Source organism: Streptomyces sp. GS7 (assembly GCF_009834125.1).
Lineage (GTDB): Bacteria > Actinomycetota > Actinomycetes > Streptomycetales > Streptomycetaceae > Streptomyces.
Window position 1 is genome coordinate 2,372,706 of record NZ_CP047146.1, and the last position, 19,479, is coordinate 2,392,184.

16 protein-coding genes are annotated in these 19,479 nt (G+C 71.6%); 9 read left to right on the forward strand and 7 right to left on the reverse strand.

Translation table 11 applies throughout. From position 1 onward, the window contains the following. The first annotated feature begins 462 nt into the window (after positions 1-462). The 4 genes from GR130_RS10180 to GR130_RS10195 all read left to right on the forward strand — a co-directional run bounded on the left by GR130_RS10180 (position 463) and on the right by GR130_RS10195 (position 3,596). Positions 463-1,407: a quinone oxidoreductase family protein gene (locus GR130_RS10180; RefSeq protein WP_159504408.1), complete on the forward strand. Its 945-nt coding sequence runs from the start codon at positions 463-465 to the stop codon at positions 1,405-1,407. Positions 1,408-1,494: 87 nt separating this feature from the next. Then, positions 1,495-2,376, forward strand: a complete 882-nt coding sequence (locus tag GR130_RS10185) for an IclR family transcriptional regulator domain-containing protein (protein WP_159504409.1) — start codon at positions 1,495-1,497, stop codon at positions 2,374-2,376. A 99-nt stretch (positions 2,377-2,475) separates the two neighbouring features. After that, the gene (locus GR130_RS10190; RefSeq protein WP_159504410.1) at positions 2,476-2,913 is read left to right on the forward strand and encodes a hypothetical protein; all 438 of its coding nucleotides are present in this window, start codon (positions 2,476-2,478) and stop codon (positions 2,911-2,913) included. A 41-nt stretch (positions 2,914-2,954) separates the two neighbouring features. Further along, a complete protein-coding gene (locus GR130_RS10195; RefSeq protein ID WP_159504411.1) occupies positions 2,955-3,596 on the forward strand; it encodes a uridine kinase in 642 nt (213 codons plus the stop codon). Positions 3,597-3,606: 10 nt separating this feature from the next. Here GR130_RS10195 and GR130_RS10200 read toward each other — a convergent pair whose 3' ends face one another. After that, positions 3,607-5,037, reverse strand: coding sequence for a WGR domain-containing protein (locus GR130_RS10200; RefSeq protein ID WP_159504412.1), 1,431 nt, complete (start codon positions 5,035-5,037; stop codon positions 3,607-3,609). A gap of 217 nt (positions 5,038-5,254) precedes the next feature. On the opposite strand from GR130_RS10200, the gene GR130_RS10205 reads away from it, so the two are divergent. Then, positions 5,255-5,647: a type II toxin-antitoxin system PemK/MazF family toxin gene (locus tag GR130_RS10205; RefSeq protein WP_201305158.1), complete on the forward strand. Its 393-nt coding sequence runs from the start codon at positions 5,255-5,257 to the stop codon at positions 5,645-5,647. A gap of 87 nt (positions 5,648-5,734) precedes the next feature. Here GR130_RS10205 and GR130_RS10210 read toward each other — a convergent pair whose 3' ends face one another. The 3 genes from GR130_RS10210 to GR130_RS10220 all read right to left on the reverse strand — a co-directional run bounded on the left by GR130_RS10210 (position 5,735) and on the right by GR130_RS10220 (position 7,934). Beyond that, complete coding sequence (locus GR130_RS10210; RefSeq protein WP_159504414.1) at positions 5,735-6,277, reverse strand: DUF1697 domain-containing protein; 543 nt, start codon at positions 6,275-6,277, stop codon at positions 5,735-5,737. A 103-nt stretch (positions 6,278-6,380) separates the two neighbouring features. After that, on the reverse strand, positions 6,381-6,980 hold the full coding sequence (locus tag GR130_RS10215) for a methylated-DNA--[protein]-cysteine S-methyltransferase (protein ID WP_159504415.1): 600 nt from the start codon (positions 6,978-6,980) through the stop codon (positions 6,381-6,383). Positions 6,981-7,049: 69 nt separating this feature from the next. Continuing rightward, positions 7,050-7,934 (reverse strand): glycerophosphodiester phosphodiesterase, encoded by an 885-nt coding sequence (locus tag GR130_RS10220; RefSeq protein ID WP_159504416.1) that lies wholly within the window; start codon positions 7,932-7,934, stop codon positions 7,050-7,052. Positions 7,935-8,470: 536 nt separating this feature from the next. Between GR130_RS10220 and uvrB the strand changes: the two genes are divergently transcribed. Further along, entirely contained in the window at positions 8,471-10,612 is a 2,142-nt protein-coding gene (uvrB, locus tag GR130_RS10225; RefSeq protein WP_159504417.1) for an excinuclease ABC subunit UvrB, read from the forward strand. 479 nt (positions 10,613-11,091) lie between these two features. Next, a complete protein-coding gene (locus tag GR130_RS10230) occupies positions 11,092-12,102 on the forward strand; it encodes a TerC family protein (RefSeq protein WP_159504418.1) in 1,011 nt (336 codons plus the stop codon). 58 nt (positions 12,103-12,160) lie between these two features. Here GR130_RS10230 and GR130_RS10235 read toward each other — a convergent pair whose 3' ends face one another. The 3 genes from GR130_RS10235 to GR130_RS10245 all read right to left on the reverse strand — a co-directional run bounded on the left by GR130_RS10235 (position 12,161) and on the right by GR130_RS10245 (position 15,327). Beyond that, positions 12,161-12,817 (reverse strand): MBL fold metallo-hydrolase, encoded by a 657-nt coding sequence (locus tag GR130_RS10235; RefSeq protein ID WP_159504419.1) that lies wholly within the window; start codon positions 12,815-12,817, stop codon positions 12,161-12,163. A 10-nt stretch (positions 12,818-12,827) separates the two neighbouring features. Then, complete coding sequence (locus tag GR130_RS10240; protein WP_159504420.1) at positions 12,828-13,556, reverse strand: maleylpyruvate isomerase family mycothiol-dependent enzyme; 729 nt, start codon at positions 13,554-13,556, stop codon at positions 12,828-12,830. 220 nt (positions 13,557-13,776) lie between these two features. Then, positions 13,777-15,327 carry an FAD-dependent oxidoreductase gene (locus tag GR130_RS10245; protein WP_159504421.1) on the reverse strand — a complete coding sequence of 517 codons (1,551 nt, stop codon included), beginning with the start codon at positions 15,325-15,327 and terminating at the stop codon, positions 13,777-13,779. A gap of 77 nt (positions 15,328-15,404) precedes the next feature. On the opposite strand from GR130_RS10245, the gene GR130_RS10250 reads away from it, so the two are divergent. Then, positions 15,405-16,139, forward strand: coding sequence for a TetR/AcrR family transcriptional regulator (locus GR130_RS10250; RefSeq protein ID WP_443043588.1), 735 nt, complete (start codon positions 15,405-15,407; stop codon positions 16,137-16,139). A 243-nt stretch (positions 16,140-16,382) separates the two neighbouring features. Further along, the gene (gene uvrA / locus GR130_RS10255; protein ID WP_159504422.1) at positions 16,383-19,424 is read left to right on the forward strand and encodes an excinuclease ABC subunit UvrA; all 3,042 of its coding nucleotides are present in this window, start codon (positions 16,383-16,385) and stop codon (positions 19,422-19,424) included. The last annotated feature ends 55 nt before the right edge of the window (positions 19,425-19,479 follow it).

Genomic DNA, 19,479 nt, shown 5'->3' on the forward strand with positions numbered 1-19,479 from the left:
CCCATCATGATTCCCCCTCAGGCCGTGTCCGCCCCGCCACCTGCCCGGCCACGCCCTCCGCCACTCCCCGCCCGGAAGACCGGGTGGGGTGGGTGAGCACCACTGCCTCGCGCAATGCGCTCCGCCCCGGGGAACGCAGCCGTCACATCTGGTCAACGGCGGACACACGACCGGATCGTAGGCGGCGGCGATCACTTCCGGTACCCGAATGCGAGTGAGGGATGTGTGGGAGCCATCCGCCGTATACCGCTGGGTAGATCCGAAGCAAAACGGCGTAATGGGAGGAAAACGCCTCGCTCTTTTCTCGCGACGCGAGAAAGCCGATCGCAATGAGGCAGAAGGCGAACGACATTGGTCCGAGAAAGTCCGGATGGTTGGCGCGAAATGATCGGGTGGCCGCGGTCCGGTGGACGCCGTGCCTACCCTGTGCGAGCACCGCACTGGAGAACCCGAGGGAGAGTCGTGCGCGCGATCGTGATGCGAGAATTCGGCGGCCCGGACGTGCTGCGGCTGGAGGACGTCCCCGAGCCGGAGCCCCGCGGCGGGCACACGCCGGTCGACGTGACCCTGGCCGGCATCAACTACGCGGACGTGCACGTACGCGGCGACTCCTACCTCGCGCCGGTCGAGCTGCCGTACATCCCCGGCAACGAGGTCGTCGGGACGACGGACGGCGGACGCCGCGTCGTCGGGCTCACCCGCGGCGGCGGATACGCGGAACGGGCGCTGCTGCACCGCCGCGTCACCTGGGACGTGCCCGACGCCGTCACCGACGCCCAGGCCGTCGCGCTGGCCCTGCAGGGCAACAGCGCCTGGCATCTGCTGTTCACCGCGTTGCGCGTCACCGCGGGCGAGACCGTCGTCGTACCGGCCGCGGCCGGCGGGGTCGGCTCGCTGGCCGTCCAACTCGCCGCGCGCGCCGGCGCGAAGGTCATCGGCCTCGCCGGCTCCGCCGAGAAGCGCAGGCTGGTGGAGGAACTGGGCGCCCACGCCGTGGTCGACTCGACCGCCGCCGACCTGACGGAACGCATCCTGGAAGCGGCCGGCGGTCCCGTCGAGACGGCCCTGGAGATGACCGGCGGCGCCACCTTCGCCCGGACCCTGGCCGCCGTCGCCCCACGCGGCCGACTGGCCGTCTACGGCTTCGCCGGCGGCGAACTGGCGAGCGTGTCCACCCGGGACCTGATGGAGCGCTCCATCACCGTCTCCGGCTTCTGGCTGCCCCAGCTCTACGCGGACCGCACCGCACTGCCCACCTCCATGCGGGCGCTGTTCGACGCCGCCGCCGACGGCTCCCTCAAGCCGCTGACCGGCACCACCTACGCCCTCGGGGACGCGGCACGGGCGCACCACGACCTCGCCGCCCGCACCCCGACCGGGAAACTCGCCCTCGACGTCGCCCGATAGCCCCCGCGACAGGGGCCGCGGGGCGGCCCGCACCGCACATGCCGCGCGCCTTCGGGCGCGGACCACTGCCAGGGGAGAGAGCACACGATGGGCCGTCGCATCACGGCAGCGCAGTCCACGGCTCCGGACGCCGCGCCACACGCCGGCCGGTCCGGGAACACGCCGTCCACCGGTTCCCGGACGTCCGGATCCAGCCATGCCGAGCGGGTCTTCCTCGTCCAGGCGGCCTTCGCCGAACTCGGCGGATCCGCCCACGGACCGGGGGAGATCGCCGAGGTCACCGGCCTGGACGACTCCGTCGTCTACCGGATCCTGCAGTCCGGGATCTACCAGCGGATCTTCGAGCGGGTGGACCGCGGCCTCTACCGGCTGCGGACCTCCGCCGCCCAACTCGCCTTCACCGCCCTCGACCACCGCCTCGACGGCGCCCAGACGGTGCTCCGCGAACTGCGCGCGGCCACCGCCAACGGGCTGGTCTTCCTCTACATGGTGGCGCCGTTCTCCGGCGCGCAGCGGCAGTGCGTCGACATGGCCGTCGGCGATTCCGACCTGGCCGAACTGGGCATGACGCCGCGCGACGTGCTGTCCGTGACCCGCTCCCTGCGCACCGGCGCCTCCGGGCGGACGATCCTCGCCTACCTGCCGGCGGTCCTGCAGCAGCGGGTGCTCGCCGAACCCGTCCCCGAACAGGCCGGCCCCGGCGTCTACCGGGACAACGACGCCCTGCTGGCCTCCCTGGCGGAGGTCCGCGACCTCGGCTACGCGCTCGGCTACGAGGAGTGCATGGCCGGCTGGAACTCCTGCGCGGCGCCCATCATGTGGGACGGCTCGATCATGGGAGCGGTGCTGCTGCTCAAGCTCAAGTCCGTCATGCCGGTGGCTCCCGACAGCGTGATCGAGGCGACGAAGGAGGCGGCGGCCGAACTCAGCCGCTACGGAGCGGCCCGCCCGGCCGCGGACGACGCCTGAACCGCGCCGCCCGGCCCACCGGCTGTTCATGAGGCGGCCCGCCTCTCTACCGTGGCACCGGCAGCAGGACCACGCACACACCACGTACAAGGGGGTCTGATGGAAGCGGAATTGGTGGCGCTCGCCACGGCGGGGGCGACGACGCTGGTGCAGCAGATGGCCACGGAGGGCTGGGCGACGGTCCGCCGGCGGATGGCGGCCTTCCTCGCCAGGCGCCGGGGCACGGACGACGACGCGGCCCTGGAGGAGCAGTTGGAGGCGGCGAGCACCGATGTGGCCATCGCCCGCCAGGACGGCGACGAGGCCGTGGTGACGGGGGTGACCGCGGTCTGGCAGGCGCGGCTGCGGCGGCTGCTGAGCGAGGACCCCGAAGCGGCGGCCGAACTGCGGGCCCTGCTCGACGAGGTGGCCCCTCGGTGGGAGGGCGTCACGCTGCGGGACGTCCACAACACCATCAGCGGCGGTGAGATGCACGGACCGGTGATCCAGGCCGGTGTCATCCTCGGCACGTCGGGTAACCGGCCGCCCTCCGGCTGACCCCGCGCGCCCGGCACCCGGCGGCCGGGCAGAATGGCCGGGTGCGGCTCGAAGCGATCACCTGGGAACGGCTGACCGAAGCGCTCGCCGGGCGCATCGCCGCGACGACGGCGAAGGACGGGAGTCCCTGGCTGCGGGTGGCGGTCGACGGGGCTCCCGCCGCGTCCCCCGGAGACATGGCCGGGCGGCTCGCCGAGGCGTTGCGGCTCCGGGGGCGGCCGGTGCACAAGGCCGACGCCCACGGCTTTCTGCGCCCCGCCTCGCTCCGGCTGGAATACGGGCGAGAGGACCCGGACGCCTACCACGACGAGTGGTTCGACCGGCAGGCCCTGTGGCGCGAGGTGTTCCAGCCGTTGGATCCGGGCGGCACCGGGCGGGTGCTGCCGGATCTGTGGGATCCGGTGGCGGACCGCGCGACGCGCAGTGCGTACGTCGAACTGCCGCCCGGTGGCGTGCTGTTGCTGCACGGTCCGCTGCTGCTCGGACATTGGTTTCCCTTCGATCTCTCCGTGCACCTGAAGCTGTCGCCGGCCGCGCTCGCCCGCCGCACCCCCGAGGGCGAACGGTGGACACTGCCGGCGTTCGCGCGCTACGACGCCGAGACCCGGCCCGAGGAAGCGGCGGATGTCGTCGTACGGGCCGACGATCCGCTCCGGCTGGCCTGGAGCGGCCCGGCCGGCTGACCGGGCGGCCTCAGCGGAGCTGCCGGATCTCGCCCCGCACGCGGTAGAACCCGCCCGAGGCGGGGGACAGCCCCTCGACGACGTACCGCACCCCGGGCCGGCGTATGTGGCGCGGGAACTGGACGTTCCAGGACGGCTCGTAGCCCTCGGAGACCACATGCACCCGCAGGCGGCCGCCCTCCTGCACGCACTCCACGACGATCCCCGAGGCCGAGGCGTGCGTCACCGTCTCGACCGTCGCGGACGGGGTGTAAGTGGGCAGCGCGGCGGCCGACTTCACATCCCGGGCGACCGGGACGGTGCCCGCGCGGGCGGCGGCGACGGCCGCGTCGCCCGCGTCCACGCACACCAGGGAGCCGTCGGTGGTGACCAGATACAGCTTCTCGTCCAGATACTGCATCGACAGCGCCGATCCGCCGCCGGTGCCCAGCTTCCACAGGCGGGTGCCGTCCGCGGCGAAGCAGTACACGGAGGAGGCCGAGTCGCCGGCGAAGACATACCGGCCGCCCGGGGCGGTGGCGCACGCGTACACGACCGCGTCGCAGCGGTAGGTGGCCTCCAGCGCCCCGCCGCCCTTCGCCAGCCGCTGCACGACGCGCCGGTCGGTGCCCGCGTAGACGGCGTCGTCCTCCTGCCAGCCGAACAGCACGGCGCCGGTGGTCGGGGTGTGCCACAACTCGCCGCTGCCGTCCGCCGCGTACGCCGTCACGCCGCGGTGGTGGCCGTGGTAGACGGCGTGCTCGTCGCGCCGGACCATCCAGGCGTCGGTACCGCTGCTGCGGCGCGACCACTGGTACTCGTCCTCGTGGTCGATCACCGTCAGCGTGCCGTTGCGGTCGGCGACGTTGAGGACGCCCTCGCGGATGTCCAGCCAGAAGATGTCGGTGTCCCGGTCGATGACGTAGGCGGCGAACGGGAGCTTGGAGGAGAGGTCGTAGACCGTCCCGTCGTCGCAGCCGGCGTAGATCCAGAAGTCGTCCGCCACCAGGCACTTGACGCCGTCCGGGAGCTGATAGCGGGCCAGCACCTCGCCGTCGTGGCCGAGCGTGAAGACCTCGCCGTTCTGATTGCCCACCCAGCAGCGGTCCTCCGCGACATGGATGCCGAACGCGGCGGCGCCCGTACGGAACCGCCACAGCACCGGCGCGACCGCCCGCGCCGTCGACGGCGCCGACCCGACCTGGCGGCGCGTCACCGGCCGGGCGGTGCGCTGCCCTTGGACGGCCGGCGCATAGCCCTTGCGGATCTTCTCGCCGATCTTCCTGGCTGCCGCGGCCTGCGCCTTCTCCCGCGTCGGGAACGCCGAGGTCTGCGACTGACCGGCCGCGCCGATGCGTCCGTAGCGCACCGAGACGACGGTGTCGTGCACCGCTACCTCATAGAACTTGTGCGCTCCGCCGCCCTCTTGGGACAGCTCCAGATACGTCGTGGTCTCGGACATGGCGCTCCCTCCCGGGCGGTCGCAGCGACCGCCCCCCGTTGTGAAAAACCGTACGGGCGACCACTGACAATCGACCGCGAGCGGCCGAACGCACGCCGCTGAACAGCGGGTTCGGCGAGGCGGCTAGCGTGAGGGGGTGACTGCATCCAACTCGCTCCACTCACCCTCGGCCGGCGGCGTACACCCGCCGCCCGGCAGCCAGGGCCCCACCGCGACCGTGGAGGCCCGGCCACGCGCCGTCGGCGCCGTGACGATGACCTACGCCCCCGACCCGGACGGCGCCCCGGACCCCGGCGAGATCGTCTGGACCTGGGTCCCCTACGAGGAGAACGACGGCCGGGGCAAGGACCGGCCGGTACTGGTCGTGGCCCGGGAGGCCGCCGGGACACTGCTGGCCGTGCAGCTGTCCAGCAAGCGGCACAACGACGACCGGGACTGGGTGGCCATCGGCTCCGGCCCCTGGGACCGCGAGGGGCGCGACTCCTGGATCGCCGTGGACCGGGTGCTGCGGGTGCACCCGGCGGGGATGCGCCGTGAGGCGTGCGCACTGGACCGGGGGCGCTTCCACCTCGTCACCAACCGGCTGCGCGAGGTCTACGGCTGGCGCTGAGGGACCGCCGAGGCGCCGTACCGGGGCCGCTCCCGCACTCCGCGGCCGGCCCCGGGACGCGCGCCCGGGGAACGGGCGCCGGCCGGGTCAGGCGTCGGCCAGCGCGAGGATCCTGGTGACGGTGTTCCAGTTGCGCGCCGTGGCCGTCACCCCGAGCCGTGCGCGGCCCACCGCCTCGGCCAGCTTGGAGCGGCCGACGCCATCGGGGCACCACAGGAACAGCTCGCGTCCGACCAGCCGGAACCGGTCCGGAGCGAAGGCGGTGGGGTCGAGCGCGTCCAGCCTGGCCGTGTCGGACGGCACCGCCGACAGAAACGTCACATGCAGGCTCTTGGGCTCCGGAACAGCCAGCGGGAAGGGGTTCGCGGCGACCGCGGCGGCCAGCTCGTCGCGGGTCCGCACGACCACCGGCACGGACAGGCCCAGCTCGGCGGAGATCCGCGCCTCGATCGCCCGGGCCGTCTCCTCGGGCGTTGTGCCGGGGTCGGCGAAGACGATGTTCCCGGTCTGCAGCAGCACCTGGACGTCCTCGAAGCCCAGGGACCGCGCCAGCTCCAGCTGGCGGGCCTTGGGGAAGGAATTGTGGCCCCCCACGTTGATGCCGCGGAGCAGGGCGATCTGACGGGACATGGCACGGCCCTTCATGGAGCGGTTTTCGGCTCACGGAACGGTCTCCGCGAGGAACGGGCGGGATCAGGAGGGGGCGGAATTGATCGGAAGAGAGGAGAAGGGGTCAGAAGAGGGGGGCCGGGAGGACGCCCTCCAGGGCCAGCAGCAGCCGCTTGGTCTCCAGACCCCCGCCGAAGCCGCCGATACCGCCGTCGCTGGCCACCACACGATGGCACGGGACGACCACCGGGAGCGGATTGGAGCCCATAGCCGCACCCACCGCACGGGCGGCGCCCGGCTCCCCGACCCGGTCGGCGAGGTCCTGGTAGCCGACCACGCTGCCGTAGGGGACGCCGTCGGCCAGTGCGTGCAGCACCCGTGCGTGGAACCCGGAGGACAGCGACCAGTCCAGCGGGACGGTGAAGGCCCGCAGCTCACCGGCGAAGTACGCGCCGAGCTCGGCGGCGGCCGTCGCCAGATGGGGTATCCCCGAGGCCGGCGGCCCGCCGAAGGCGTGCTCCAGGCGGGCCTGCGCGCGCCGGGCCACGCGCTCGTCGGCATGGAACACGACCTGGGCCAGCCCCTCCCGGGTCGCCGCCAGCAGCAGCGGCCCGATGGGGGTCTCGACGCGTTTCCAGCCCCAGTCGCGGCGGGCCGGGCGGGCCGCCTCCGGACCCGTGTCCGGCGACGTCGCCGGGGCTGGAACCTGCTCTGAGTTCGTCACGTGATCAGGGTAGGGCGCGCCACCGACAACGCGGCCGGGAACGGACCGGCGGCCGGCGCCCCGGCGCGCTCAGTCGTCGCCGTCGTCCAGCGCGTCGCGCACCACGTCGGGCTTGTTGCTGATGATCCCGTCGACACCCAGGTCGGCGTATTTGAGGGTGGACGGGCGGTCGTCGACGGTCCAGGCGAAGAGGTCCAGACGGTAGCGGTGCGGGCCCCTCAGCGCGTGCACGGCGTGCACGTACTGGTGGGTGACGGCCGTGTGCGGAGGGTTGATCTGGTCGCAGAACTTCGCGTACTTGGGGAGGTCGGCCACCGGGGGGCTGCCGAGGAAGCCCGTGGTGAGGGCCGGGTTCAACTGGTGGACCTTCTTGAGGCTGTCGGCGTTGAAGCTCTGGACGATCAGACGGTGCTTGATGTGCCGCCGGTCCAGCCAGCCGTCGTGGCGCAGCTCCTGGAGGGCCTGGCGCTCGATGCCCGGGTAGAGCTCCGGGTTCTTGAGCTCCATCAGCAGCCTCTGCCTGTTGTGGTCGACCTCGTTCAGGTACTTCCTGAGGGTGGGCACCCGCACGCCCTTGAACTTCGCGCCGAACCAGCTGCCCGCGTCCAGTTTCTCGATCTCGCGGAGCGTGAAGGTACCGACGTTCCACGGGGAGCGGCGCGGGAACAGCTTCCTGACGTTGGTCGTCCTGGCCAGCGAGGTGTCGTGCAGGACGACCAGCTGTCCGTCTTTGGTGCGCTGGACGTCGTTCTCGACCCAGGTGATGCCGAGCCGGCGGGCCGTGTCGATCGAGGCGAGGGTGTTCTCGGGCGCGTACGCCGCGGCGCCGCGGTGGCCGACCACCACCGGCGGGTGCCCATGGGACGCGGCCTGGGCATCGGCCGGCAAGAGGACGAGCGCGGACAGACCCATGAGCGCACCGGTGGCAACGGTGGTGACGGGGCGAATACGCATACGGACTCCTCGTGACGTCGTGGAAGTGAGCTGACGTGAAGTGAGGTGAACGGGGGCGGACGGATGGAGGCTCGCAGCCGGGCCGAAGCGGGGGAGTCGGGCGGTGGCCGGGCGCTGAACGAGAAGTGGCCGGTGTTCCGTGCGGGGCGCCGTAGTCGCAGGATGCCCGGAATGACCGTGCAGCTGACGTACGCCCCGACGTCGTCCAACTTGCCGGAGCCGCGGCATCCGCGCATCTCGGCCGACAGATCGTCACCCTTCGCGCACTTGAATGGTTTTACCCGTCGCACCGATGGCGTAGCGCGCCGGCCGGATGCGGCGGCGGGGGCCCTGCCGGCTCCGTGGCCGGTCGTGCCGTGACCGGGCGTGCGGGTCCGGCGGCGGATCGGCCGGGGCGACCGGGAGCGGGAACCGGCGGCGCCCCGGCCGGCCGGCGCGCCGCCGCAGCTCGCCTCTGCCCGTCATCCCCCTCACAAAAACGCAGGTCAGAGCATGTGTGACGCCGATTGTCAGTGGCGGGTCGTACGGTGGACCCCATGCGGCCTGTATCAAAGATCGAACGCACGGTGGCGCCTTTCGAGGTCGTCAGCTCGTACCAGCCCAGTGGTGACCAGCCGGCGGCCATCGCCGAGCTGGAGCGGCGCGTCCGCGGGGGTGAGAAGGACGTCGTCCTGCTGGGTGCGACCGGCACCGGCAAGTCGGCGACCACCGCGTGGATGATCGAGAAGCTGCAGCGCCCCACCCTCGTGATGGCGCCCAACAAGACCCTCGCGGCGCAGCTCGCCAACGAATTCCGCGAGCTGCTCCCGAACAACGCCGTCGAGTACTTCGTCTCCTACTACGACTACTACCAGCCCGAGGCGTACGTCCCCCAGTCCGATACGTACATCGAGAAGGACTCCTCCATCAACGAGGAGGTCGAACGGCTGCGCCACTCCGCGACGAACTCGCTGCTCACCCGGCGCGACGTCGTCGTGGTCGCGTCGGTGTCCTGCATCTACGGCCTGGGCACGCCGCAGGAGTACGTCGACCGGATGGTGCCCCTGAAGGTCGGCGACGAGATCGACCGCGACCAGCTGCTGCGCCGCTTCGTCGACATCCAGTACACCCGCAACGACATGGCGTTCACCCGCGGCACGTTCCGGGTCCGCGGCGACACCATCGAGATCTTCCCGGTCTACGAGGAGCTGGCCGTACGGATCGAGATGTTCGGCGACGAGATCGAGGCGCTGTCCACCCTCCACCCGCTGACCGGCGAGGTCATCAGCGACGACCAGCAGCTCTACATCTTCCCCGCCAGCCACTACATCGCGGGCCCCGAGCGCATGGAGAGGGCCGTCGCCGGGATCGAGGCGGAGCTGGCGGACCGGCTCGCCACCCTGGAGAAGCAGGGCAAGCTGCTGGAGGCCCAGCGGCTGCGGATGCGCACCACCTACGACATCGAGATGATGCGCCAGATCGGCTCCTGCTCGGGCATCGAGAACTACTCGATGCACATGGACGGCCGCGAACCGGGCTCCGCGCCCAACACCCTCATCGACTACTTCCCGGACGACTTCCTGCTGGTCATCGACGAGTCGCATGTCACCGTCCCGCAGATCGGCGCCATGTACGAGGGCGACGCCTCCCGCAAGCGGACCCTCGTCGAGCACGGCTTCCGACTCCCGTCCGCCCTGGACAACCGACCGCTGAAGTGGGAGGAGTTCCTGGAGCGCATCGGCCAGACCGTCTATCTGTCCGCGACGCCCGGCCCCTACGAGCTCGCCCGCGGCGACGGCTTCGTGGAGCAGATCATCCGGCCGACCGGCCTGGTCGACCCGGAGGTGGTCGTCAAGCCCACCGACGGGCAGATCGACGACCTGGTGCACGAGATCCGCAAGCGCACCGAGAAGGACGAGCGCGTCCTCGTCACCACCCTCACCAAGAAGATGGCCGAGGACCTGACGGACTACTTCCTGGAGCTCGGCATCCAGGTCCGCTATCTGCACAGCGATGTGGACACCCTGCGGCGCGTGGAGCTGCTGCGCGAGCTGCGGGCGGGGGAGTACGACGTCCTGGTGGGCATCAACCTCCTCCGGGAGGGACTGGACCTGCCCGAGGTCTCCCTGGTGGCCATCCTGGACGCCGACAAGGAGGGCTTCCTGCGGTCCGGTTCGGCACTGATCCAGACGATCGGCCGCGCGGCGCGGAACGTCTCCGGCCAGGTGCACATGTACGCCGACAAGGTCACCCCGGCGATGGAGAAGGCCATCGAGGAGACCAACCGCCGCCGCGAGAAGCAGCTCGCGTACAACAAGGCGAACGGCATCGACCCGCAGCCGCTCCGCAAGAAGATCGGCGACATCGTCGCCACCATCGCCCGCGAGGAGATCGACACCCAGGAGCTGCTGGGCTCCGGCTACCGCAAGGGCGCCGACGCCAAGGACGGCAAGACCAAGGCACCCGTCCCGGCGCTCGGCGGGAAGGCCGGCAAGGCGGCGAAGGGCAAGGGCGGCAAGGCCGCCGCGCCCCTGACGGACCGCCCCGCCGCCGAACTCGCCGAGATGATCGAGGAGATGACGGAGCGGATGCGGGCCGCCGCGGCCGAGCTGCAGTTCGAGGTCGCCGCCCGGCTCCGTGACGAGGTGGGCGAACTGAAGAAGGAGCTGCGGCAGATGAGGGAGGCCGGAGTGAAGTAGGGGGCAAGGGGGCACGCCCGCCGGCTGCCACGGCCGGCCACGCTCTGGGCGCTGGCGCGGCCCGGCGGGCGGGTCTGCGCCAGATGGCGGTGCGCCCTCGCGCCGCGGACGCGCTGGCGCCGGATGGCGATCCAGGCGCGCGTCCGCTGATCGTCCATGGCTCCCGCACGGCTTCGACGACCGTGCGCCGACCTGGCGGCCGTCCGGCTGATGGGGCCCGCCGCCCGATGGGGGGCCTGCCGACGGGGTCCGTCCTCGGGGCGCACCCCCGAGGACGGCACCGGCACCCGTGCCGGCTCTGATGACGGCACCCGTACCTGTCCGGGCAGGGAACCCTGCCCACCGCACCCCACTTGAACAGGTGTTTTGGGTTTTCCTTTACTGTCTCATGGCTTTCCTTTACTCTTCTTTGTGCGAGGGGCCCGAGACCCCCGGCAGCGACGACGCTGTGTGTGCCGTACGACCATGCCGGAGGAGCAGTGGACGTTTCCCTGACCCTGTGGGTGCTGACCTTCCTCGGTCTGGGTGCCCTGATCGCCGTCGATTTCTTCATCGGCGGACGCAGACCCCATGAGGTCTCCCTCAAGGAGGCCGGAATCTGGACCGCGGTCTGGGTCGCGCTCGCCGCGCTGTTCGGGCTCGGCCTGCTGGTGTTCGGCGGGGGCGCGCCGGCCGGCGAGTTCTTCGCGGGCTTCATCACCGAGAAGTCGCTGAGCGTCGACAACCTCTTCGTCTTCGTCCTGATCATGGGCAAGTTCGCGGTGCCGGCGATCTACCAGCAGCGGGTGCTGATGGTCGGCGTGCTGATCGCCCTCGTACTGCGGGCCGGCTTCATCGGCGCGGGCGCCGCGATCATCGCCAACTTCTCGTGGGTGTTCTACCTCTTCGGCGCGTTCCTCATCTGGACCGCGTGGAAGCTCATCCAGGAGGCGCGCGCCGGGGAGGAGGACGAGGAGTTCGAGGAGAACCGCTTCCTGAAGGCGGTCGAGCGGCGCTTCCCGTCGACCGACCGCTACCACGGCACCAAGCTGTTCGTGGTCGAGAACGGCCGCCGGCTGATGACGCCGATGCTGATCGTCATGCTGGCGATCGGCACCACCGATGTGCTGTTCGCGCTGGACTCCATCCCGGCGATCTTCGGCCTCACCCAGGACCCGTACATCGTCTTCACGGCCAACGCCTTCGCCCTGATGGGCCTGCGGCAGCTGTACTTCCTGATCGGCGGGCTGTTGAAGAAGCTGGTCCACCTCTCGTACGGCCTGTCGGTCATCCTGGGGTTCATCGGCGTCAAGCTGGTGTTGCACGCCCTGCACGAGTCCGGGGTGGCCGTCCCGGAGATCAGCATCCCGGTCTCGCTGGGCGTCATCTGCGCGGTGCTGGTCGTCACGACCGTCACCAGCCTGCGGGCCTCGAAGCGGCAGGCGGCGGCCGATGCGGCGGCCGGGCAGGACCCGGCGGCCGTGGCGGCCGGCGAGCAGGTCCGCGGCTGACGCACCGGGCCCGCCGGCCGGATTTCCGCCGTCGGGCCCGGAATTGCGGGCTCCGCCGCTACCAGCCGCGCTCGCGCCACTCCACGAGATGCGGCCGTTCGGCGCCGAGCGTGGTGTCGGCGCCGTGGCCCGGATAGACCCAGGTCTCGTCCGGCAGCCGGTCGAAGAGCTTGGTCTCCACGTCGTCGAGCAGGCTGGTGAACCGCTCGGCGCTGCCCCAGGTGTTGCCGACGCCGCCGGGGAACAGGCAGTCCCCGGTGAACAGGTGCGGAGCGCCGTGCGGGTCGTCGTAGACCAGCGCGACGCTGCCCGGGGTGTGCCCGGCCAGATGGCGCGCGGTCAGCGTGACGCGGCCCACCGTGACCGTGTCGCCGTCGTCGAGCAGGACGTCCGTGGGGACCGGGATCCCCTCGGCGTCGTACCGCCCCGCGTACGTCCGCGCACCCGTCGCATCGACCACCTCGCGCAGCGCGCCCCAGTGGTCGCCGTGCTGATGCGTGGTGACCACGGACGCGAGGCCGCTGTCGCCGATCAGGGTGAGGAGGGTGTGCGGTTCGGCGGCGGCGTCGATCAGCAGCTGCTCGTCGGTCGCACGGCACCGCAGCACATAGGCGTTGTTGTTCATCGGACCGACCGCGACCTTCGAGATCATCAGGTCGGATAGCTCATGCACGTCGGCCGGTCCGCCGACCTTCACTGCTCCGCTGTAACCCATGGGATCAACTCTAGAGCGGCGGGACGACCGGCAACGGCGAGCCCTGGGTGTCCAGTCCTGCACCGTCGGCACGCCCCGTCAGCCAGCCGACCAGGGAGGCGGCCGGGCCGGTCACCACCACGGGCGCGGCCTCGGTGCCGTCACCGGAGCCGGTGCGCCAGGTGCGGCCGTCGCCGGTCCGCAGCTCCAGGGCGGGCAGTGCCGGATGCCCGGCGAATTTCACGGCGGCCAGGAAGTCCAGCTCGCTGTCCAGGAAGGCGGGCGGCAGCTGCTCCACGGCGTAGCCGACACCGAGGTCGACGTGGTGCAGCTCGACCTCTGCCAGCCGGCGCAGCGCCAGCCGGTCGGCCCGCTCGACCACGCCGTTGCGCATCTCGACCCGGAACGCCCGGCGCTCTTCCGGAAGCGCCTGCGCCGCCGCCGCGAACCGGGCCGCGCTCTCCCGCAGGTCCTCCAGATGGGCCGCCAGCGGGCGGTCGGCGTCCCGCTCGATATCGCCGTCGCGCGCCGCCGCGCTGGCGTACATCGGGGTGCGGACGTCCGTACGGGCCCAGGTCAGGAGGTTGACCAGCGCGTCCGCGTTGCGTGCCAGATGGGCCAGGACATGGCCGCGGGTCCAGCCGGGCAGCAGGGACGGTTCGCCGATCGCGTCGTCGTCGAGCTTGCTCAGCGAGATCAGGAGCCGGTCGGTGGCCTCGTGGACAGCGGCCACATCGCGTGGGAAGTCAGGGGTGGTCATGCTCCGACGCTAGCGCCAGGAAGGCGAGTTCGGGAGTCGGCCGGCGGCGGTCCGGGCGGATGCGGGGTGGTGCCGGCGGCGCGGGTGGTGCGCAGGGCGCGGAAGCGGCGGGCGGGGCGCCGCCCCCGTGGTGCGATGCCCAGGGGGCCGTCCGAAGCCCCCGGGCCCCCTCCCGCCGGGGCGCCGCGCCCCGCACCGGCCCCGCCGGCGCCCGTTTCCCTCAGGCCACCGCGCCGTCGGGCACGCCGAACCACCGCCGCAGTGCCGCGTCCAGCTCGTCGTACGCCCCCGGGGCGCCGGCGGCCCAGGCGGTGCAGCCGTCCGGACGCACCAGCAGGCCGGCCAGCTCCGGCCGCTGCGGGCAGTCGGCCGTCAGGACCCGCACCCGGCGGCCGTAGCCCGTCGCGCGCTTGGGCAGGTCGGGGTCGCCGGTCAGGTCGAGCAACAGGCCCTGGCCGCCGTGCAGGTGGTCCGCGAGCCGGCTGCCGTCGGACAGCTCCAGGTCGGGGGCGGTCCGGCCGGTCAGCGGATGGCTGCCGGGCAGGTCGTAGCGCTGCCAGACGCCGGAGATCTTCTTGGCGAAGAAGGTGGTGGCGGCGCTGGTCAGCGACAGTTCCGCGATCACCTCGCGCAGCGCCCGGGCGTGGGATTCGGGCCGCATCAGCGCCACTTGGGCCCGGGTCCACTCCAGCACCCAGGCGCCTATGGGGTGCCGCTCGGCGGTGTACGTGTCGAGCAGCCCCTCCGGAGCCCAGCCGTGCACCGTGGCGGCCAGCTTCCAGCCGAGGTTCATCGCGTCGCCGATGCCGAGGTTGAGGCCCTGGCCGCCGAACGGCGAGTGGACATGCGCCGCGTCGCCGGCCAGCAGCACCCGGCCGCGCCGGTACTCGGGCACCTGGCGGGCGTTGTCGGTGAAGCGGGTGGCCGTGTGCACCTTGGTGATCGTGACGTCCTGGACGCCGGAGACGTGGCGCAGCGAGGTCTGCAACTCCTCGGCGGTGATGGGCGCGTCACGGTCCGCGGGCGGTCCGTCGAACTCCACGGTGAGGATCCGGCCGGGCGTCGGCCCGTGGACGTAGGTGCCGGTCTCGGTCCAGTTCCAGCCGGCGCCCAGGGCTTCGGAGCCGGTCATCTCCACGACGGCCTGATGGCCGGTGATCTCCGGGTCCGTACCGGGGAACGGGAATCCGGCGAGCCGGCGCACCGTGCTGCGACCGCCGTCGCAGCCCACCAGCCAGCCGGTGCGCAGCGACCCCTCCGAGGTGTGGACGGTGACACCGTCCTCCTCGGTGTCGAAGCCGGTCAGCGTCACCCCGCGGCGCAGGGTGACGCCCGACTCGGCGGCGCGGGCGGCGAGCACGCGCTCCAGGGCGTCCTGGGGGATGAGGCCGACCTCGGCGGCGGGACCGGGCGTGCCGAAGTCCGGGTCGGACTCGTCCAGGAGGTCGCCGCGCAGCATGATGCCCGCGAAGTGCCCGGCGAACCGGGGCGCCGGCGTCACCCCGGAGACGCCGGCGGCCTGCCGCTGCCGCATGAAGGAGCTGAACCGCTCCATCGCGGCGTCCTGCACCTCCCGGAGGGCGGGCAGCAGCCCGCGCCGGTAGAAGGCTTCCGCGCTGGGGGAGTTGATGGCCCCCGCCTTGATCGTCGGGTCCACGTCGGTCAGCCGTTCCAGGACGGTGACCCGGACATCTGCCAGTGCCAGTTCGCAGGCGAGCATCAGCCCCACCGGGCCGCCCCCCACCACGACTACGTCTGCGTCATGTGTCATGAGCGTCAGTGTAGTGACTAAAAATTTGTTCCGGCTACAATTTTTCGGGAACGGTTCCTCGGCAGGTGGGAGGCTTGGTGGCGGAGAACGAGCGGGGCGGCGGTGCGGCGGCCGGTGCCGGGCCGGAGGCCGGGTGCGCGGAGGAGAACGGCCGGCTGACGCTGCGCGAGCGCAAGAAGCTGCGCACCCGGCAGCGGATCTCCGGGGAGGCGACGCTGCTCTTCATCGAGCGCGGCTTCGACAACGTCACCGTGGCCGAGGTCGCCCGCGCCGCCGAGGTGTCCACGATGACGGTCTTCAATTACTTCCCGCGGAAGGAGGACCTCTTCCTCGACCGGATCCCGGAGGCCGTGGAGCTGATCGTCCGCGCGGTCCGCGGGCGCGGCGCGGACGAGTCGCCGCTGGCCGCGCTGCGCCGGCTGCTGCTCGACCTGCTGGCGCGGCGGCATCCGCTGGGTGCGGTGGGGGAGGGGTTCGAGTACTTCTGGCGCACGGTGCTGGACGCGCCGGCGCTCCGGGCGCGGGCGCGTGAGGCGGTCGAGGAGATCGAGGGCACGCTGGCCGGGCTGCTGGCCGAGGCCGCCGGGGGCGATGCCGAACGGCCCGGGTACGACCACCGGCTGGCCGCGGCGCTGATCATCGCCGGGTGCCGGGCGGCGTACACGCAAGCCGCGGCCCGGGCGCTGGCGGGTGACTCCGCGGACGCGGTGGCCGTTGACCAGGAGGCGGTGATCCGGCGCGCCTTCGACGCGCTGGAGCGGGCGCTGCCGGAGGGCGCCGGGGGTGGGTCCGCCGGGAGTCGGATGGCGTAACGCCTGGTCGGAGGGGCGGGAAGGGTACGGGGTCGCCACACGTTTGGGTGAAGAGGGCTTGCGAGGCCCGTAAATCGAATGCGCGTGCTATAGGCTCGTGTATGGCATCACACAGACACTGCCGTGGAGGCCCCCCTACCCTTGGTCGGGGGCCCCGCTCCGCTCCGCCGCCTCTGCTCATTCACCGTGCGGCGGACGCAGCCCCGCGGCTCCCGCCCCTCTCCAAGAAAGGTGCCGACCGGCGTGGCCGACCGTCTCATCGTCCGTGGCGCTCGCGAGCACAACCTCCGCAACGTCTCGCTCGACCTCCCCCGCGACTCCCTCATCGTCTTCACGGGGCTCTCCGGGTCGGGCAAGTCCTCGCTCGCCTTCGACACGATCTTCGCCGAGGGGCAGCGGCGCTATGTCGAGTCGCTCTCCTCCTACGCCCGGCAGTTCCTCGGGCAGATGGACAAGCCCGATGTGGACTTCATCGAGGGCCTGTCCCCCGCGGTCTCGATCGACCAGAAGTCGACGTCGCGCAACCCGCGCTCGACGGTCGGCACGATCACCGAGGTCTACGACTACCTCCGGCTGCTCTTCGCCCGTATCGGCAAGCCGCACTGCCCCGAGTGCGGGCGGCCGATCGCCCGGCAGTCGCCGCAGGCCATCGTCGACAAGGTCCTGGAGCTCCCCGAGGGCAGCCGGTTCCAGGTGCTCTCCCCGCTGGTGCGCGAGCGCAAGGGCGAGTTCGTCGACCTCTTCTCCGACCTCCAGACCAAGGGCTACAGCCGCGCCCGCGTCGACGGGGAGACGATCCATCTCGCCGAGCCGCCGAAGCTGAAGAAGCAGGAGAAGCACACCATCGAGGTGGTCGTCGACCGCCTCACGGTCAAGGAGAGCGCCAAGCGGCGGCTCACCGACTCCGTCGAGACCGCCCTCGGGCTCTCCGGCGGCATGGTCATCCTGGACTTCGTCGACCTGGACGCCGACGACCCGCAGCGCGAGCGGATGTACTCCGAGCACCTCTACTGCACCTACGACGACCTCTCCTTCGAGGAGCTGGAGCCGCGCTCCTTCTCGTTCAACTCGCCCTTCGGCGCCTGCCCGGACTGCACCGGCATCGGCACGCGCATGGAGGTCGACCCCGAGCTGATCATCCCCGACGAGGACCGCTCTCTGGACGAGGGCGCCATCCACCCCTGGTCCGGCGGCCACACCAAGGACTACTTCGGCCGGCTGGTCGGCGCGCTCGCCGACGCCCTCGGATTCCGTACGGACATCCCGTGGGCCGGGCTGCCGCAGCGCGCCAAGAAGGCCCTGCTGTACGGCCACAAGACCCAGATCGAGGTGCGCTACCGCAACCGCTACGGCCGCGAGCGGGCGTACACCACCGCCTTCGAGGGCGCCGTGCCGTTCGTCAAGCGGCGGCACAGCGAAGCGGAGAGCGACAGCAGCCGGGAGCGCTTCGAGGGCTATATGCGCGAGGTGCCCTGCCCGACGTGCGAGGGGACGCGGCTCAAGCCGATCGTGCTCGCCGTGACGGTCCAGGAGAAGTCGATCGCCGAGGTCGCGGCCATGTCGATCAGCGACTGCGCCGACTTCCTGCGCTCGATGAAGCTGAACGCCCGCGAGAAGACCATCGCCGAGCGGGTCCTCAAGGAGGTCAACGAGCGGCTGAAGTTCCTGGTCGACGTCGGCCTCGACTACCTCTCGCTGAACCGCGCGGCCGGCACCCTCTCCGGCGGCGAGGCCCAGCGCATCCGCCTCGCCACCCAGATCGGCTCCGGCCTGGTGGGCGTGCTCTACGTCCTCGACGAGCCGTCGATCGGCCTGCACCAGCGCGACAACCACCGGCTGATCGAGACCCTGGTGCGGCTGCGCGACATGGGCAACACCCTGATCGTCGTGGAGCACGACGAGGACACCATCAAGGTCGCGGACTGGGTCGTCGACATCGGCCCGGGCGCCGGCGAGCACGGCGGCAAGGTCGTCCACAGCGGCCCGATGAAGCAGCTGCTGGCCAACAAGGAGTCGATCACCGGCCAGTATCTGTCCGGCAAGAAGGCCATCGCGACGCCCGACATCCGCCGCCCCGCCGACCCGGCCCGGCAGCTGACGGTCCACGGCGCGAAGGAGAACAACCTCCGCGACATCGACGTCTCCTTCCCGCTCGGAGTGCTCTCCGCCGTCACCGGCGTCTCCGGATCCGGCAAGTCGACGCTGGTCAACGACATCCTGTACACCCACCTCGCGCGCGAGCTCAACGGCGCCAAGTCGGTGCCCGGCCGGCACACACGGGTCGCCGGCGACGACCTGGTCGACAAGGTCGTCCATGTCGACCAGTCGCCGATCGGCCGCACCCCGCGCTCCAACCCGGCGACCTACACCGGCGTCTTCGACCACGTCCGCAAGCTCTTCGCGGAGACGATGGAGGCGAAGGTCCGCGGCTATCTGCCGGGTCGCTTCTCCTTCAACGTCAAGGGCGGCCGCTGCGAGAACTGCTCCGGCGACGGCACGATCAAGATCGAGATGAACTTCCTGCCGGATGTGTACGTACCGTGCGAGGTCTGCCACGGCGCGCGCTACAACCGCGAGACGCTGGAGGTCCACTACAAGGGCAAGTCCATCGCCGAGGTGCTGGACATGCCCATCGAGGAGGCGCTGAGCTTCTTCGAGGCGGTGCCGACCATCGCCCGGCATCTCAGGACGCTCCATGAGGTCGGCCTCGGCTACGTCCGGCTCGGCCAGTCCGCGCCGACCCTCTCCGGCGGTGAGGCGCAGCGCGTCAAACTGGCCAGCGAGCTCCAGAAGCGCTCCACCGGCAGCACCGTCTACGTCCTCGACGAGCCGACCACCGGTCTGCACTTCGACGACATCAGCAAGCTCATCAAGGTGCTGTCCGGGCTGGTCGACAAGGGCAACACGGTCATCGTCATCGAGCACAACCTCGATGTGATCAAGACCGCGGACTGGGTCATCGACATGGGCCCCGAGGGCGGCAACGGCGGCGGCACGGTCGTCGCCGAGGGCACCCCGGAGCAGATCGCCTCGATCCCGGCCAGCCACACCGGCAAGTTCCTGCGGGAGATCCTCGGCGACCGGGTCAGCGACGCGGCGCCGGTGACCGGGACGGCCAAGAAGCCGGCCGCCCGGAAGCCCGCCGCGAAGAAGACGGTGGCCGCGAACGCCGCGGCGAAGAAGACCGTGACCAGGTCGGCCGCCGCCGGGGCCGCCGCGTCCAAGCCGGCGGCGAAGAAGGCCGCCGCCAAGAAGACGACGACGCGGGCCCGCAGGGAATCCTGACGCACCGTCAGTCACGGGGGCGGAGCCGGGCAGGACCCGGCTCCACCCCCGTGGC

Excerpts from the sequence above, each read along its gene's own strand:
- GR130_RS10185 (WP_159504409.1), top strand. The coding sequence starts at position 1,495 with ATGGGCCGTCGCATCACGGCAGCGCAGTCCACGGCTCCGGACGCCGCG.
- GR130_RS10190 (WP_159504410.1), top strand. The coding sequence starts at position 2,476 with ATGGAAGCGGAATTGGTGGCGCTCGCCACGGCGGGGGCGACGACGCTG.
- GR130_RS10200 (WP_159504412.1), bottom strand. The coding sequence starts at position 5,037 with ATGTCCGAGACCACGACGTATCTGGAGCTGTCCCAAGAGGGCGGCGGA.
- GR130_RS10210 (WP_159504414.1), bottom strand. The coding sequence starts at position 6,277 with ATGTCCCGTCAGATCGCCCTGCTCCGCGGCATCAACGTGGGGGGCCAC.
- GR130_RS10220 (WP_159504416.1), bottom strand. The coding sequence starts at position 7,934 with ATGCGTATTCGCCCCGTCACCACCGTTGCCACCGGTGCGCTCATGGGT.
- uvrB (WP_159504417.1), top strand. The coding sequence starts at position 8,471 with ATGCGGCCTGTATCAAAGATCGAACGCACGGTGGCGCCTTTCGAGGTC.
- GR130_RS10235 (WP_159504419.1), bottom strand. The coding sequence starts at position 12,817 with ATGGGTTACAGCGGAGCAGTGAAGGTCGGCGGACCGGCCGACGTGCAT.
- GR130_RS10240 (WP_159504420.1), bottom strand. The coding sequence starts at position 13,556 with ATGACCACCCCTGACTTCCCACGCGATGTGGCCGCTGTCCACGAGGCC.
- GR130_RS10245 (WP_159504421.1), bottom strand. The coding sequence starts at position 15,327 with ATGACACATGACGCAGACGTAGTCGTGGTGGGGGGCGGCCCGGTGGGG.